The organism is Paraburkholderia sp. SOS3 (assembly GCF_001922345.1).
Lineage (GTDB): Bacteria > Pseudomonadota > Gammaproteobacteria > Burkholderiales > Burkholderiaceae > Paraburkholderia.
In genome coordinates this window covers 4,116,120-4,131,940 of the sequence record NZ_CP018811.1, presented here as the reverse complement: position 1 = coordinate 4,131,940, position 15,821 = coordinate 4,116,120, and the positions used below count along the sequence as shown (strand labels likewise).

General features: G+C 65.1%; 13 protein-coding genes. All 13 read left to right on the top strand.

What is annotated here, in order from left to right; all coding sequences use genetic code 11:
- Positions 1–12 precede the first annotated feature (12 nt).
- The 13 genes from rsmH to ftsA are packed head-to-tail and all read left to right on the top strand — an operon-like array spanning position 13 to position 15,793.
- Positions 13–966, top strand: a complete 954-nt coding sequence (gene rsmH / locus BTO02_RS18365; protein WP_075158240.1) for a 16S rRNA (cytosine(1402)-N(4))-methyltransferase RsmH — start codon at positions 13–15, stop codon at positions 964–966.
- Positions 963–1,334: a cell division protein FtsL gene (gene ftsL / locus BTO02_RS18360; RefSeq protein WP_075158239.1), complete on the top strand. Its 372-nt coding sequence runs from the start codon at positions 963–965 to the stop codon at positions 1,332–1,334. Before rsmH ends, ftsL begins: the two co-directional genes overlap by 4 nt.
- Positions 1,334–3,292 carry a peptidoglycan D,D-transpeptidase FtsI family protein gene (locus tag BTO02_RS18355; protein ID WP_075158990.1) on the top strand — a complete coding sequence of 653 codons (1,959 nt, stop codon included), beginning with the start codon at positions 1,334–1,336 and terminating at the stop codon, positions 3,290–3,292. The genes ftsL and BTO02_RS18355 overlap by 1 nt, the downstream gene beginning before the upstream one ends.
- Entirely contained in the window at positions 3,289–4,848 is a 1,560-nt protein-coding gene (locus BTO02_RS18350; RefSeq protein WP_075158238.1) for a UDP-N-acetylmuramoyl-L-alanyl-D-glutamate--2,6-diaminopimelate ligase, read from the top strand. Before BTO02_RS18355 ends, BTO02_RS18350 begins: the two co-directional genes overlap by 4 nt.
- Positions 4,845–6,272 (top strand): UDP-N-acetylmuramoyl-tripeptide--D-alanyl-D-alanine ligase, encoded by a 1,428-nt coding sequence (locus BTO02_RS18345; protein ID WP_075158237.1) that lies wholly within the window; start codon positions 4,845–4,847, stop codon positions 6,270–6,272. The genes BTO02_RS18350 and BTO02_RS18345 overlap by 4 nt, the downstream gene beginning before the upstream one ends.
- Before the next feature lie 19 nt (positions 6,273–6,291).
- On the top strand, positions 6,292–7,461 hold the full coding sequence (gene mraY / locus BTO02_RS18340; protein WP_075158236.1) for a phospho-N-acetylmuramoyl-pentapeptide-transferase: 1,170 nt from the start codon (positions 6,292–6,294) through the stop codon (positions 7,459–7,461).
- 22 nt (positions 7,462–7,483) lie between these two features.
- On the top strand, positions 7,484–8,998 hold the full coding sequence (gene murD, locus BTO02_RS18335) for a UDP-N-acetylmuramoyl-L-alanine--D-glutamate ligase (RefSeq protein ID WP_075158235.1): 1,515 nt from the start codon (positions 7,484–7,486) through the stop codon (positions 8,996–8,998).
- Positions 8,995–10,299 (top strand): putative lipid II flippase FtsW, encoded by a 1,305-nt coding sequence (gene ftsW / locus BTO02_RS18330; protein ID WP_075158234.1) that lies wholly within the window; start codon positions 8,995–8,997, stop codon positions 10,297–10,299. Before murD ends, ftsW begins: the two co-directional genes overlap by 4 nt.
- Positions 10,296–11,435, top strand: coding sequence for an undecaprenyldiphospho-muramoylpentapeptide beta-N-acetylglucosaminyltransferase (gene murG, locus BTO02_RS18325; RefSeq protein WP_075158233.1), 1,140 nt, complete (start codon positions 10,296–10,298; stop codon positions 11,433–11,435). The genes ftsW and murG overlap by 4 nt, the downstream gene beginning before the upstream one ends.
- Positions 11,432–12,829, top strand: coding sequence for a UDP-N-acetylmuramate--L-alanine ligase (murC, locus tag BTO02_RS18320; RefSeq protein ID WP_075158232.1), 1,398 nt, complete (start codon positions 11,432–11,434; stop codon positions 12,827–12,829). Before murG ends, murC begins: the two co-directional genes overlap by 4 nt.
- Positions 12,826–13,770, top strand: coding sequence for a D-alanine--D-alanine ligase (locus BTO02_RS18315; protein WP_075158231.1), 945 nt, complete (start codon positions 12,826–12,828; stop codon positions 13,768–13,770). Before murC ends, BTO02_RS18315 begins: the two co-directional genes overlap by 4 nt.
- Before the next feature lie 10 nt (positions 13,771–13,780).
- Positions 13,781–14,533: a cell division protein FtsQ/DivIB gene (locus BTO02_RS18310; RefSeq protein ID WP_075158230.1), complete on the top strand. Its 753-nt coding sequence runs from the start codon at positions 13,781–13,783 to the stop codon at positions 14,531–14,533.
- Positions 14,534–14,560: 27 nt separating this feature from the next.
- Complete coding sequence (gene ftsA / locus BTO02_RS18305) at positions 14,561–15,793, top strand: cell division protein FtsA (RefSeq protein ID WP_075158229.1); 1,233 nt, start codon at positions 14,561–14,563, stop codon at positions 15,791–15,793.
- The last annotated feature ends 28 nt before the right edge of the window (positions 15,794–15,821 follow it).

Genomic DNA, 15,821 nt, shown 5'->3' with positions numbered 1-15,821 from the left:
CGGGTGATCGACATGGCGCCTGCGATGGGAAAGGAGTTGCAGCATCGCACGGTGCTGCTGGAGGAAGCGGTCGACGCGCTGGTTACGCGCACGGACGGCGTCTATGTGGACGGCACGTTCGGGCGCGGCGGCCACAGTCGGGCGGTGTTGGGCAGGCTCGGTGAGGCAGGCCGGCTGATCGCATTCGATAAAGACCCGCTTGCGATCGAAACGGCGCAAGGCATGACCGATCCGCGTTTCGAAATCGTGCATCAGAGTTTTGCATCACTGCGCGACGCGCTGGCGTCGCGCGGGGTAGGGCGTGTGTCGGGTGTATTGCTGGATTTGGGCGTGTCGTCGCCGCAAGTCGACGACCCCGAGCGCGGTTTCAGTTTTCGCGCCGACGGCCCGCTCGACATGCGAATGGACCCGACGCGCGGCGAATCCGCCGCGGATTGGCTCGCGCGGGCCACGTTGCAGGAACTGACGGAGGTGATCAGAGATTATGGGGAAGAACGGTTTGCTGTTCAGATTGCAAAGGCGCTTGTTGCTCGCCGGGCAGAGTCCGAACGTCTTGGGCCTCTCGCAAGCACGGGCGAGCTTGCCCAAATCGTGGCTAACGCCGTCAAAACCCGTGAGAAGGGTAAGGACCCGGCAACCCGCACCTTTCAGGCTATACGGATTCACGTCAATCAAGAGCTTGCGGAGCTGCAAGTCGTTCTAGAGGCAGCGTCGTCGCTGCTGGAGCAAGGGGGGCGGCTGGTCGTGATCAGCTTTCATTCGCTCGAAGATCGCATCGTCAAGCGATTCATGCAGGCGCAGTCCACTGCGCCTGCGGTCGACCGCCGTCTGCCGATTCGTGCCGTCGACCTGCCGAGCCCTCCATTCAGACTGCTAGGCCGTGTATTCGCGAGCGACGCCGAAGTCGCCGCCAATCCGCGCGCCCGTTCCGCCGTGATGCGCGTCGCGGAGCGGATCGCGCCATGAACCGCCTCAATATCTTCCTGCTGATCGTCGTCATGGGCTGTGCCCTTTCCGTCGTGAACGCGACGAACCAGCAGCGCCAGTTCTTTATCCAGCTGCAGCGTGCGCAGTCGCAGGAGCGTCAGCTGCAGCAGGATTATTCGCAGCTTCAATATCAGCAGAGCGCGCTGTCGAAAACGTCGCGCATCGAGCAGATCGCCACCGATTCCCTGAAGATGCAGCAGGCCACGACGGGCCGCACGCAATACGTGCAGCTCGAACCCGGCACCGCGACGGCCGAGGACACGCCGATCCCGACGTCGGCGCCGGCATCGACGCCAGCGAACGCGAAAGCGGCGCGAGCCGACGGCTCAGGCGGAGGCGCGCGATGATGAAGAAATCGTCGAATCGCAAGAGCGTCGCGTTTTCCGCGAATCCGATTCTCTCGGTGCGCCTGCCGATGTGGCGCTCGAAGCTCGTCGTATTCATGCTTTTCATGGCGTTCGTCGCGCTCGCCGGGCGCGCGTTCTGGATCCAGGGGCCGGGCAACGCGTTCTATCAGAAACAGGGCGAAAGCCGCTATCAGCGCACCATCGAACTGCCGGCAACGCGCGGCAAGATTCTCGACCGCAACGGCCTCGTGCTCGCCACGAGCCTGCCCGTGCGCGCGATCTGGGCGATTCCGGAATCGGTGCCGGACGATCTCGGCGCGGACAAGCTGCATCAGCTCGGCAAGCTGCTCGATATGTCCGACAAAGAGCTGCGCACGAAGCTGTCCGAAGACAAAACGTTTGTCTATGTGAAGCGCCAGGTGCCGGTCGACGTCGCCGCGCAAGTCGCGGCGCTCGACATTCCCGGCATTTACCAGCGCAACGAATACAAGCGCTTCTATCCGGAAGGCGAGATCACCGCGCACCTGATCGGCTTTACGAACGTCGAGGACGAGGGCCAGGAAGGCGTCGAGCTCGGCGATCAGAAACTGCTCGCCGGCATGTCGGGCAGCCGCCGCGTGATCAAGGACCGCATGGGTCATATCGTCGAAGACGTCGACGAAACCGTCGTGCCGCACAACGGCAAGGATGTCGAACTGTCGATCGACAGCAAGATTCAATACATCGCTTACGCGAACCTTAAAGCGGCGGTGCAGAAGTTCAAGGCGAAAGCGGGCGCCGCGATGGTGGTCGACGTGCGCTCGGGCGAAGTGCTCGCGCTCGTCAATTACCCGACCTACAACCCGAACGACCGCTCGCATCTGACGGGCGAACAGCTGCGCAACCGCATCCTCACCGACGTGTTCGAGCCGGGCTCGATCATGAAGCCGTTCACGATATCACTCGCACTCGATCTGCATCGCGTGTCGCCGACTACACTGGTGGATACGGGGCCGGGACGCTTTGTCCTCGACGGCGCAACGATCACTGACGACAGCGCGTTCGGCGTGCTGACGGTCGGCGGCGTGATCCAGAAGTCGAGCAACATCGGTGCGACGAAGATCGCGATGCAGCTCAAGCCCGAAGAGATGTGGAACATGTATACCAGCATCGGTCTCGGCCAGGCGCCGAAGGTCGGCTTTCCGGGCGCGGCCGCGGGCCGGTTGCGTCCGTGGAAGAGCTGGCGCCGCATCGAGCAGGCGACGATGTCGTACGGCTACGGCCTGTCCGCGTCGCTGTTCCAGCTTGCACGCGCGTACACCGCGATCGCGCACGACGGCCAGCTCATGCCGATTTCGATTTTCCGCACGCCGGGCGACCAGCCCGGCCCTGGCACGCAGGTGTTTTCGCCGACTACCGCGCGCGAAGTGCGCACGATGCTCGAAGCGGTCGTGTCGCCGGCCGGCACGTCGCCCGACGCGGCCGTACCCGGCTATCGCGTCGGTGGCAAGAGCGGCACCGCGTACAAACATTCGGGCCGCGGTTACGACAAATCGAAGTACCGCGCGTCGTTCGTCGGCATGGCGCCGATGCCGAATCCGCGCGTCGTGATTGCGGTGTCGGTGGACGAGCCGACCGCGGGCAGCCACTTCGGCGGCCAGGTATCGGGACCCGTGTTCTCGGCGATCGCCGGCGACACGCTGCGTTCGCTGAACGTGCCGCCCGACATGCCGATCAAGCAGATGGTCGTGTCGGACGACACGAACCAGACCGAGGACGTGGCGTCCGCCGGAAGCAATGACGACGCGGCGGCCGGCGGCGCAAAGAATGCGGCGAAGAGCGCAACGAAGAACGCAACGAAGAACGTCGTCGCGTCGAGCCACGCAAAGAAGTTCGCCGCGAAAATCGCGACGCGCACCTCTGCGAAGAAGCTGACGATCTCGAGCAACGCGAAGGAACACCCGGGAGTCGTGCGATGAGCGCGCTGCGTTTCTCCGATCCGGCGCGCGCGCAGATCGACGACGCGCTCGCGTGGCTGCGCACGCACGTCAAGCCCGATGCGCAACTGCATGCCGATACGCGTTCGCTCGCGAACGGCGATGCTTTTCTCGCTTATGCGGTCGAAGGCGCGGACAACCGGCCGTTTATCGACCATGCGATCGAGCGCGGCGCCGCCGCGGTTCTGTACCAGCCGGAAGGCCTCGCGACGACGAAACCCGCTGCCGCCATCGCCCACGCGGTGCCCGCGCTGAACGAACTCGCGGGCGCGATCGCAAGCGCCTGGTATCACGACCCGAGCGACGCGATGCGCGTGATCGGCGTGACCGGCACGAACGGCAAGACATCGTGCACGCAATGGATTGCCACTGCACTGTCGGCGCACGGTGTGCCGTGCGCCGTGATCGGCACGCTCGGCAGCGGCATGCCCGGGCATCTCGTTCACACCGGCTTTACGACGCCCGATGCGCCGCAGCTGCAGCGCAGCCTCGCGCAATTGCATCACGACGGCGCGCAGGCTATCGCGATGGAGGTGTCGTCGCACGCGTTGCATCAGGGGCGCGTGAACGGCACAAAATTCGACATCGCGGTGTTCACGAACCTGACGCAGGACCACCTCGATTATCACCGCACGTTCGCCGCTTACGAAGCGGCGAAGGCGCGTCTGTTCGAATGGCCCGAATTGCGCGTCGCCGTGATCAACGCCGACGACGAAGCAGGCCGACGCCTCATTGCCAGCACGAAAGGGCATGCGCGCACGATCGCGTATTCGCTCGAAGGCGGCATGAGTTCGCCCGACGTCAGCGCGCTGCTCGCTGATCAGGCGCTGATCGCAAGCGACGTGCGCGCTACCGCGATGGGCACCGCGTTCCATCTGGTCTCCGACTGGGGCAGCGCCGACGTCGAGGTCGGCACGCTCGGCGCGTTCAACGTCAGCAATCTGCTCGGCGTGCTCGGTGCGCTGCTTGCGGCCAATGTGCCATTCGACGCCGCGCTCGAGCAAATCGCGCAGCTCGAACCGGTGAACGGCCGCATGCAGCGCCTCGGCGGCCGTCTGCAGAACGACGAGCCGCTCGTCGTGATCGATTACGCGCACACGCCGGATGCGCTCGAGAAGACGCTTGCCGCCTTGCGCCCGATCGCGCAGGCGCGTGGCGGCGAACTCGTCTGCATGTTCGGCTGCGGTGGCGATCGCGATGCGACGAAACGCCCGCTGATGGGCGCGATCGCGGAACGCAGCGCGGACGCGCTCGTCGTGACGAGCGACAACCCACGCAGCGAAGATCCGCAAGCGATCATCGATCAGATCGTGGCCGGCATGACGCAGCCGTCGAAGGCGCGCTGCATCGAAGACCGCGCGAGCGCGATCCTGCAGGCGATCCGCAGCGCCGCGCGCGAAGACGTGGTCGTGCTCGCCGGCAAGGGGCACGAAGCCACACAGGAAATCATGGGCAAGAAGCGCGAGTTTTCGGATCAGAATCATGCTCGGCTCGCGCTTGCCGCGCGTGCAACGCAAGCGCGCGGAGGTGGCGAATGAGCGAGCGAGGTAAAGCGATGCTTTCGCTGCGCGAAGCCGCCGCGCTGATTCCGGATGCGACCGTGCTCGGCGACGATTCGGTCACGTTCGAGCGCGTGTCGACCGACAGCCGCACCGCGGGCCCCGGGGATCTGTTCGTCGCGCTCAAGGGCGAGCGCTTCGACGCACACGACTTCCTCGCCGACGTCGCGAACCGTCATGTGAACGCCGCGCTCGTCACGCGCAGCCCGGCCGACTGGCGCGTGCCCGCGCTACGCGTGGCCGATACGCGCGTCGCGCTCGGTGCGCTCGCGCGCGGCTGGCGCCGCCGCTTCGCGATGCCGCTCGTTGCGGTCACGGGCAGCAACGGCAAGACGACGGTCAAGGAAATGATCGCGTCGATCTTCGCAGCCGCGGTCGGCGAAGCCGCGCGCCTCGCGACCGCCGGCAACTTCAACAACGATATCGGCCTGCCGCTCACGCTGTTGCGCCTGAACGACGCGCACCGGCTCGCGGTTGTCGAACTCGGCATGAACCATCCCGGCGAAACTCAACTGCTCGCGAAGATCGCGGAGCCGACCGTCGCCGTGGTGAACAACGCGCAGCGCGAGCATCAGGAATTCATGGCAACCGTCGAAGCGGTCGCGCTCGAACATGCGAGCGTGATTCATGCGCTGACGCCCGACGGCATCGCGGTGTTCCCGGCCGACGATCCGTACTCGGGTATCTGGCGCGTTGCCGCGACCGGCAACGACGTGATCGATTTCGCGCTGAACACCGACGAATGCATGACCGAAGCCGCCGTCACCGGCCGCTTCGACGGCCGCACGCTGCGCATCGAGACGCGGCAAGGCGCCATCGACGCGACGCTGCAGGTGCTCGGCGCGCACAACGCGCGCAATGCGCTTGCCGCCACGGCCGCCGCGCTCGCGGCGGACGTGCCGCTCGATGCGATCAAACGCGGGCTCGAATCGTTCGGCGCGGTGAAGGGCCGCCTGCAAGTCAAGCGCGCGGCGCTCGGCGCGCTCGCCGGCGCAACTGTGATCGACGACACGTACAACGCAAATCCCGATTCGATGCGTGCCGCGATCGACGTGCTCGCGGCGCGGCCGTCGCCGCGTGTGCTCGTGATGGGCGATATGGGCGAAACCGGCGACGAAGGCCCCGCGTTTCACCGCGAGATCGGCGCCTACGCAAAAGAGTGCGGTATCGACGCGTTGTACGCGATCGGCGATGCGTCGCGCGACGCGTGCGCCGCATACGGTCCGTCGGCACAGCATGCAGCCGATCCCGCCGCGCTCGTCGCGCAATTGCAGCAGGCGGGCTACACGACAACCGCGACATTTCTGGTGAAAGGCTCGCGCTTCATGCAGATGGAGCGCGTGGTGGACGCCTTGACAAGTCCACAAACCAATGCGGCGGGCGACACGCCCGCCGCGCATTGAAAAGAGAAGGAAACCCCGCATGCTACTGGCGCTGGCGCAATGGCTGCAGAATGACGCAAGCTTCTTGCGCGTGTTCAGTTATCTGACTTTTCGCGCGGTCGCAGCGACGATTACCGCGCTGCTGATCGGGCTGGTGTGCGGTCCGTGGGTGATCCGCAAACTGACCGCGATGAAGGTCGGCCAGGCGGTGCGCACGAACGGCCCGCAAACGCACCTCGTCAAATCGGGCACGCCGACGATGGGCGGCGTGCTGATTCTGATCGGCATTGCGGTGTCGACCTTGCTGTGGGCCGATCTGACCAACCGCTTCATCTGGATCGTGATTCTCGTGACGTTCGGCTTCGGGCTGATCGGCTGGGTCGACGACTACCGCAAGGTGGTCTACAAGGATCCGCGCGGGATGTCGTCGCGCGAGAAGTATTTCTGGCAATCGGTGATCGGCCTGTTCGCCGCCGTGTATCTCGCGTTCAGCGTGTCCGAGGCGAGCAACGTGCGCGTGTTCGACCTGTTCATGGCCTGGGTGCGCAGCGGATTGTCGATGGGCCTGCCCGCGCGCGCCGACCTGATGCTGCCGTTCCTGAAGTCGATCAGCTATCCGCTCGGCGTCTGGGGCTTCATCGCGCTCACCTATCTCGTGATTGTCGGCGCGAGCAACGCGGTGAACCTCACCGACGGCCTCGACGGCCTCGTGATCATGCCCGTCGTGCTCGTCGGCGCGTCGCTCGGCGTGTTCGCGTACGTGATGGGCAGTTCCGTCTATTCGAAATATCTGCTGTTTCCGCATATACCGGGCGCCGGCGAATTGCTGATTTTCTGTTCCGCGATCGGCGGGGCGGGCCTCGCTTTTCTGTGGTTCAACACGCATCCGGCGCAGGTGTTCATGGGCGACGTCGGCGCGCTCGCCCTCGGCGGCGCGCTCGGCACCGTCGCGGTGATCGTGCGCCAGGAGATCGTGCTTTTCATCATGGGCGGCATCTTTGTCGCCGAAACGCTTTCCGTGATGCTGCAAGTCACGTGGTTCAAATATACGAAGCGCCGTTACGGCGAAGGCAGGCGCATCTTCAAGATGGCGCCGCTGCATCACCACTTCGAGTTGTCGGGGTGGAAGGAAACGCAGGTGGTCGTGCGTTTCTGGATCATCACGTTGATGTTGTGCCTGTTCGGTTTGTCCACGCTCAAGTTGCGCTAGGCAGCACAAAGGAAAGCAAGCGATGTTCGGCGAGAAGTTTCGGGATCGGCAAAAGCCGATGGTGCTCGTGCTGGGGCTCGGTGAATCGGGCCTCGCGATGGCGCGCTGGTGCGCGCGGCATGGTTGCCGCCTGCGCATAGCCGACACGCGTGAAGTGCCGCCGAACCTGTCCGCGCTCGAGGCGCACCAGGTCGACGCCGATTTCGTCGGCGGCGCATTTTCGACGGCGCTGCTCGAGGGCGTCGAACTCGTCGCGATCAGCCCGGGGCTGTCGCCGCTCGCGGCCGATTTGCTGCCGTTGATCACGGCTGCGCGCGAACGCGACATTCCGGTGTGGGGCGAACTCGAATTTTTCGCCCAGGCGTTGCAGACGCTCGGCGAAAGCGGCTACGCGCCGAAGGTGCTCGCGATCACCGGCACGAACGGCAAGACCACGACGACGAGCCTCACCGGTCTGCTCTGCGCACGCGCGGGCAAGAAAGTCGCGGTGGCGGGCAACATCAGCCCGGCCGCACTCGACAAACTGAGCGAAGCGATCGACAACACCGCGCTGCCCGACATCTGGGTGCTCGAACTGTCGAGCTTCCAGCTCGAAACCGCGCATACGTTCGCGCCGCACGCGGCCGTCGTGCTGAACATCACGCAGGACCATCTCGACTGGCATGGCGGCCTCGATGCGTATGCGGCCGCGAAGGGCCGCATCTTCGGTGCGAACACGGTGCGCGTGCTGAACCGCGACGATGCACGCGTGATGGCGCTCGCGCCGGCGACGGACAGCGCGGCGCAAGTGGTCACGTTCGGCCTGAACGAACCGGCGCGCGACGGCGACTACGGCTTGCTGCGCGATAACGGCATATTGTGGCTCGTCGAAGGCGAAGACCGCGATGCCGCCGAGGAACCCACGCCGTCGCGCCGCCGCAAAGCTGAAAGCACGACGCCGCCGAACATCTCGTTGAAGCGTTTGATGCCGGCCGACGCGCTGCGCATCCGCGGCTTGCATAACGCGGCGAACGCGCTGGCCGCATTCGCGCTGGCGCGCGCGATCGGTCTGCCGGGTGCGCCGCTGTTGCACGGCTTGCGCGAATACCGCGGCGAGCCGCATCGCGTCGAACTGATCGCGTCGCTGGACGGCGTCGATTACGTCGACGACAGCAAAGGCACGAATGTCGGCGCAACGGTCGCCGCGCTCGACGGCCTCGCGCAGCGCGTCGTGCTGATCGCCGGCGGCGACGGCAAGGGTCAGGAATTCGACCCGCTCGCGGCGCCCGTCACGCGCTGGTGCCGCGCGGTGATGCTGATTGGCCGCGACGCGCCGCGCATTCGCGAAGCGCTCGCCGATACGGGCATTGCGCTCGCCGATCACGCGACGCTCGAAGAAGCAACGCGCGCGGCGAGCGCGCTCGCGCAGCCGGGCGACGCGGTGTTGCTGTCGCCCGCCTGCGCGAGCTTCGATATGTTCAAGGGTTATGCGCACCGCGCCGAGGTGTTCCGCGGCACGGTCGAAGAAATTGCCGCCGAACGGGGGACGATGATATGAGCTGGTCGGAACGCTTCGGATCACGCCTCTCGGGGCAACGCGGCTCGGTCGCCGCCGGAAAAGTGGCGGGTGCGATGAGCGGCGCAACGAATAGCACGGCCTCCGGCCGCGGCATCGCGGGCGGGCTCGCCAGCGCCGTCAACGGTGTGCGGCCGCTGCGCTCGCGCATGCTCGACTACGACCATTCGCTGCTGTGGGTCGTCGTCGCGCTGCTCGGCCTCGGCGTCGTCATGGTGTATTCGGCGTCGATCGCGATGCCCGATTCGCCGAAATACGCGTCGTACCGCGACTACGCATTTCTCGTGCGGCAGATCCTGTATGTGTTTCTCGGCGGCGTGATCGGCATCGTCGCGTTCCGCATTCCGATCTCGACGTGGGACAAGTACGCGCCGAAGCTTTTTCTGCTCGCGCTCGCGGCGCTCGTGATCGTGCTGATTCCGCACATCGGCAAAGGCGTGAACGGCGCGCGCCGCTGGATTCCGCTCGGCATCACGAATATGCAGCCGTCGGAAATCATGAAGCTCGCCGTGACCATCTACGCGGCGAACTACACGGTGCGCAAGCAGGAATACATGCATAGCTTCGCGAAAGGCTTCTTGCCGATGGGCTTCGCGGTCGGCGTCGTCGGCATGCTGCTGCTGCTCGAGCCCGATATGGGCGCATTCATGGTGATCGCCGCGATCGCGATGGGCGTGCTGTTTCTCGGCGGCGTGAACGGCAAGATCTTTGGCGGACTGGTGGCCACCGCGATCGGTACATTCACGCTGCTCGTATGGGCGTCGCCGTGGCGCCGCGAGCGGATTTTCGCGTACCTCGATCCGTGGGACGACCGTTACGCGCAAGGCAAGGCGTATCAGTTGACGCACTCGCTGATTGCGTTCGGCCGCGGCGAGTGGTTTGGCGTGGGCCTCGGCGGCAGCGTCGAGAAGCTCAACTATCTGCCCGAAGCGCATACCGACTTCATTCTCGCCGTGATCGGCGAGGAACTCGGCTTCGTCGGCGTGATGGTCGTGATCCTGCTGTTCTACTGGATCGTGCGGCGCGCGTTCGAGATCGGCCGTCAGGCGCTCGCGCTCGACCGCACGTTCGCGGGCCTGGTCGCAAAAGGCATCGGCATCTGGTTCGGTGCGCAGACGTTCATCAATATGGGCGTGAATCTCGGCCTGCTGCCGACCAAGGGCCTGACGTTGCCGCTCGTCAGCTACGGCGGCTCCGGCATTCTGCTCAACTGCCTCGCGATTGCCGTGCTGCTGCGTGTCGATTACGAAAACCGGGTGCTGATGCGCGGAGGGAAGGTATGACGCGACTTGCGACCGATCCGCGCACGTTGATGGTGATGGCCGGCGGCACCGGGGGACACGTGTTCCCGGGGCTCGCGGTCGCACACCTGATGCAGGCGTGGGGGTGGCGCGTCGTGTGGCTCGGCAACCCGGCCGGAATGGAAGCGACGCTCGTGCCGAAGCACGGCATTCCGATGGAGTTCGTGCGCTTCGGCGGCTTGCGCGGCAAAGGCCTCAAAACGAAGCTGATGCTGCCCGTGAACCTGTTGCGCGCCTGTTCGGAAAGCCTCGCCGTGCTGCGTCGCGTGAAGCCCGATGTCGTGCTCGGCATGGGCGGTTACATCACGTTTCCCGCGGGCGTGATGACGTGGCTGTCGGGCCGCTCGCTCGTGCTGCACGAACAGAATTCGATTGCGGGTCTTGCAAACAAGGTGCTCGCGAAGCTCGCCAAACGCGTGCTCGTCGCGTTTCCGGATGCGCTGCCGGATGCGGAATGGACCGGTAATCCGATTCGTGAGGAACTTGCGCGCGTGCCGGCACCCGAAGCACGGTACGCATCGCGAAGCGGTCCTCTGAATGTGCTCGTGGTCGGCGGCAGTCTCGGCGCTGCGGGCCTCAACGAAGTCGTGCCGAATGCGCTGGCGCGCCTCGCTGCGCACGAACGGCCGCGCATCGTGCATCAGGCGGGCGCAAAACATATCGACGCCGCGCGCGCGAACTACGCTGCCGCAGGTATTCAGGTCGGAAACACAAGCGCAGACGACGTGCAGGTGCTGCCGTTTATCGACGACATGACAAGTGCGTATGCGAACGCGGACCTCGTGATCTGCCGTTCGGGCGCGATGACGGTCGCCGAAATCGCGGCGGTCGGCGTCGCCGCGTTTTTCGTGCCGTTTCCATTTGCCGTCGACGATCACCAGACCACCAACGCGGCGTTTCTTGCCGGCAACGGCGCCGCTGTCGTCGTGCAGCAGCGCGATCTGACGGCAGAGCAGCTGGCCGACTGGTTGCGCGGCCAGACGCGCGCGACGCTCGCGGAAATGGCAAAGCGTTCACGGTCGCTCGCGAAGCCCGATGCGACCGAACAGGTTGCGCAGATTTGCGCGACCGTGGCGGGGTTCGCGCAGAGCGCGGTCCCGGAAGGAAGTCAGCAATGAAACATATCGTCAAACATATTCACTTCGTCGGGATCGGCGGCGCCGGCATGAGCGGCATCGCCGAGGTGCTCGTCAATCTCGGCTACCAGGTGAGCGGCTCGGACCTCGCGCGTAATGCAGTGACCGAGCGCCTCGCCGCGCTCGGCGCGCGTATCGCGATCGGGCACGATGCGCAAAACATCGAAGGCGCAAATGCGGTCGTGGTGTCGACGGCCGTGCGCGGCGACAACCCCGAAGTGCTCGCGGCGCGTCATCGCCGCATCCCGATCGTGCCGCGCGCGGTGATGCTCGCGGAGCTGATGCGCCTGAAGCAGGGCATCGCGATCGCGGGCACGCACGGCAAGACCACCACCACGTCGCTCGTCGCAAGCGTGCTCGCCGCGGGCGGCCTCGACCCGACCTTCGTGATCGGCGGGCGGCTGATCAGCGCGGGCGCGAATGCGCGCCTCGGCACCGGCGACTTTATCGTGGCCGAAGCGGACGAATCGGATGCGTCGTTTCTCAATCTGTTTCCGGTGATCGAAGTGATCACGAACATCGACGCCGATCACATGGACACCTACGGCCACGACTTCGCGCGGCTCAAGCAGGCGTTCATCGAATTCACGCATCGGCTGCCGTTCTACGGCATCGCGGTGCTGTGCGTCGACGATCCGAACGTGAAGGAGATTCTGCCGTTCGTGTCGAAGCCGATCATCCGTTACGGCTTCGCGGCCGATGCGCAGGTGCGCGCGGTCAACGTGGTCGCGCGCGAAGGCCAGATGCATTTCACCGCGATGCGCGAAGACGCGGCGCCGCTCGACATCGTGCTGAATCTGCCCGGCACGCACAACGTGCAGAACGCGCTCGCGGCGATCGCGATTGCAACTGAACTCGAAGTGAAAGATGTCGATATCCAGCGAGCGCTTGCGGAATTCAATGGCGTGGGCCGGCGTTTTCAACGGTATGGCGAGGTGCCGGTTGCCCACGGCGGCGCGTACACGCTCGTCGACGACTACGGACATCACCCGGTCGAAATGGCCGCGACGATCGCGGCCGCGCGCGGCGCGTTTCCCGACAAGCGGCTCGTGCTCGCATTTCAGCCGCATCGCTTTACGCGCACACGCGATTGCTTCGAAGACTTCGTGAAGGTGCTGTCGACCGTCGATGCGCTCGTGCTGACCGAAGTCTATGCGGCCGGCGAAGCGCCGATCGTCGCGGCGGACGGACGTTCGCTCACGCGCGCGATCCGCGTTGCAGGAAAGATCGAACCGGTGTTCGTCGAAACGGTCGATGAAGTGCCGGAAGCGCTCGCCGCCGTCGTGCGGGCGGGCGATGTGGTGATCACGATGGGTGCGGGATCGATCGGCGGTGTGCCGGGCCGGTTGGCCGCAGCAAATGAAGGTGTGAAATGAGCAGCAGTTTCGATCCGAAAGACTTCGGAAAAGTGGCCGTGCTGCTCGGCGGCGAGTCCGCCGAGCGCGAAGTGTCGCTGAACTCCGGCCGTCTCGTGTTGCAGGGCCTGCGCGAAGCGGGCATCGACGCGCATCCGTTCGACCCGTCCGAACGGCCGCTCGCGGCGCTGAAAGAAGAAGGCTTCGTGCGCGCATTCAATGCGCTGCATGGCGGCTATGGCGAGAACGGCCAGATCCAGGGCGCGCTCGATTTCTACGGCATCCGTTACACGGGCAGCGGCGTGCTCGGCTCGGCGCTCGGGCTCGACAAGTTCCGCACGAAGCTCGTCTGGCAGCAGCTCGGCGTGCCGACGCCGCCGTTCGAAGCGGTGCTGCGCGGCGATGACTATGCCGCGCGCGCGCAAGACATCATCGCGAAGCTCGGCTTGCCGCTCTTCGTGAAGCCGGCAAGCGAAGGCTCGAGCGTGGCCGTGATCAAGGTGAAGGCGGCCGATGCGCTCGTCGCCGCGCTCGAGGAAGCGGCGAAGTACGACACGATCATCGTCGTGGAAAAAAGCATCGAAGGCGGCGGCGAATACACGGCGTGCGTGTGCGGCGATCTCGATCTGCCGATCATCCGCATCGTGCCGGCCGGCGAATTCTACGACTACCACGCGAAGTACATCGCCGACACCACGCAGTACCTGATTCCGTGCGGTCTCGACGCGGCCGAAGAGAAGCGGCTCAAGGCGCTGTCGCGCCGCGCGTTCGACGTGCTCGGCTGCACCGATTGGGGCCGCGCCGATTTCATGATGGACGCCGAAGGCAACCCGTATTTCCTGGAAGTGAACACGGCGCCGGGCATGACCGATCATTCGCTGCCGCCGAAGGCGGCGCGCGCGGTCGGCATCAGCTATTCGGAGCTGGTCGTGAAGATCCTGTCGCTGACGCTGAAAGACTGAACGGGCAAACATGTGGAACAACGTTCGCCAGCTGAACCTCGCCGCCAACGCGCTCAATGCGTTGCTGGTGCTCGTGCTGCTGGCGGCGGGCGCGTACTGGCTGATCCAGCGCCCGAACTTCGCGCTGCGCGAGATCCGCATCGACGGCGATACCGAGCACATCAATTCGCCGACGGTGCGCGCAACCGTCGTTGGTCGGCTGAAGGGCAATTTCTTCACCGTCGATCTCGATGCCGCGCGGCAGTCGTTCGAGCAGATGCCATGGGTGCGTCATGCGAGCGTGCGGCGCGTGTGGCCGAATGCGCTCGCGGTGACGCTCGAAGAGTACAAGCCGCTCGGCACTTGGGGCAGCGATCAGCTCGTGAGCGTCGACGGCGATCTCTTTACCGCGAATCAGGGCGAGCTCGATCAGGAGTTGCCGGCGTTCGACGGGCCGGACGGGTCGGCGAAGGAAGTCGTCGCGCGTTATCACGACTTCCAGAAGTGGTTCGCGTCGATCGGCGCGACGCCGGACGAAGTCACGCTGTCGCCGCGCTATGCGTGGACGGTCAAGCTGTCGAACGGCATGCAGGTCGAACTAGGCCGCGAACGAAATCAGGACACGCTGTACGACCGCTGCCGGCGTTTGACGGCGGCGTGGTCCGCGGTGACGCAGCGCTGGGGGAAGGACATCGAGTATGCGGACTTGCGTTATCCGAACGGTTTTGCGATTCGAGCAGCTGGCATGCGCTTCATTACGGAACCCGACAAGGGCAAGAAGTAACAGGACATCACTCGCAATGAGCACGCTATGAGTAAAGACTATAAAGATCTGCTGGTGGCCCTCGATATCGGGACGGCGAAAGTCGTGGCGATCGTCGCCGAGCTGAAAGGCGAAGGTCACTACGAAGTGATCGGCCTTGGCCAGAGCGAGTCGAAGGGGCTCAAGAAAGGCGTGGTGGTGAATATCGAGGCCACCGTGCAGTCGATCCAGCGCGCGCTCGAAGAAGCGGAGCTGATGGCCGACTGCAAGATCACGAATGTGTTCACCGGCATTGCCGGCAGCCATATCCGCAGCTTCAATTCGAGCGGAATGGTCGCGATCAAGGAGAAGGAAGTCACGCAAACCGACGTGGCGCGCGTGATCGAAACGGCGAAGGCGATCAACATTCCGACCGACCAGCAGGTGCTGCATATTCTCACGCAGGAATTCATCATCGACGGCCAGGAGGATGTGCGCGAGCCGATCGGGATGAGCGGCATCCGGCTCGAAGTGAAGGTGCATATCGTGACCGGCGCAGTGAGCGCGGCGCAGAACATCGTGAAGTGCGTGCGCCGCTGCGGCCTCGAAGTGAACGATCTGATCCTGCAGCCGCTCGCGTCGTCGCTCGCGGTGCTGACGGACGACGAGAAAGAGCTCGGCGTGGTGCTCGTCGATATCGGCGGCGGCACGACCGATATCGCGATTTTCAGCGAAGGCGCGATCCGCCACACGGCGGTGATTCCGATCGCCGGCGACCAGGTGACGAGCGACATCGCGATGGCGCTGCGCACGCCGACGCCGGACGCGGAAGACATCAAGGTCGGCTACGGCATCGCCAAGCAGGCGCTGGCCGATCCCGACGAAATGATCGAAGTGCCGGGACTCGGCGAGCGCGGTCCGCGCACGCTGTCGCGCCAGGCGCTCGCGGCCGTCATCGAGCCGCGCGTCGAAGAACTGTTTTCGCTCGTGCAGCAGGTCGTGCGCGAGTCGGGTTACGAGGAACTGCTGAGCTCCGGCGTGGTGCTGACCGGCGGCGCATCGATGATGCCCGGCATGGTCGAGCTCGGTGAAGACATTTTCCTGAAGCCGGTGCGCATCGGCGTGCCCGAATACGCGGGCGGACTCGCGGACGTGGTGCGCAACCCGCGCTACTCGACTGCGATGGGCCTGCTTGTCGAAGGGCGCTCGCAGCGCATGCGCGGCCGCAAGGTCGCGGTGCAGTCCGGCTCGATGGGACAGGTGTTCACGCGCATGAAGGACTGGTTCCTCGGCAACTTTTAACGAACCGAATTCGCGCTGGTGCCGGCGG

Coding starts and splice junctions, on each gene's coding strand:
- rsmH (WP_075158240.1), top strand. CDS start 13: ATGGCGCCTGCGATGGGAAAGGAGTTGCAGCATCGCACGGTGCTGCTG.
- ftsL (WP_075158239.1), top strand. CDS start 963: ATGAACCGCCTCAATATCTTCCTGCTGATCGTCGTCATGGGCTGTGCC.
- BTO02_RS18355 (WP_075158990.1), top strand. CDS start 1,334: ATGAAGAAATCGTCGAATCGCAAGAGCGTCGCGTTTTCCGCGAATCCG.
- BTO02_RS18350 (WP_075158238.1), top strand. CDS start 3,289: ATGAGCGCGCTGCGTTTCTCCGATCCGGCGCGCGCGCAGATCGACGAC.
- BTO02_RS18345 (WP_075158237.1), top strand. CDS start 4,845: ATGAGCGAGCGAGGTAAAGCGATGCTTTCGCTGCGCGAAGCCGCCGCG.
- mraY (WP_075158236.1), top strand. CDS start 6,292: ATGCTACTGGCGCTGGCGCAATGGCTGCAGAATGACGCAAGCTTCTTG.
- murD (WP_075158235.1), top strand. CDS start 7,484: ATGTTCGGCGAGAAGTTTCGGGATCGGCAAAAGCCGATGGTGCTCGTG.
- ftsW (WP_075158234.1), top strand. CDS start 8,995: ATGAGCTGGTCGGAACGCTTCGGATCACGCCTCTCGGGGCAACGCGGC.
- murG (WP_075158233.1), top strand. CDS start 10,296: ATGACGCGACTTGCGACCGATCCGCGCACGTTGATGGTGATGGCCGGC.
- murC (WP_075158232.1), top strand. CDS start 11,432: ATGAAACATATCGTCAAACATATTCACTTCGTCGGGATCGGCGGCGCC.
- BTO02_RS18315 (WP_075158231.1), top strand. CDS start 12,826: ATGAGCAGCAGTTTCGATCCGAAAGACTTCGGAAAAGTGGCCGTGCTG.
- BTO02_RS18310 (WP_075158230.1), top strand. CDS start 13,781: ATGTGGAACAACGTTCGCCAGCTGAACCTCGCCGCCAACGCGCTCAAT.
- ftsA (WP_075158229.1), top strand. CDS start 14,561: ATGAGTAAAGACTATAAAGATCTGCTGGTGGCCCTCGATATCGGGACG.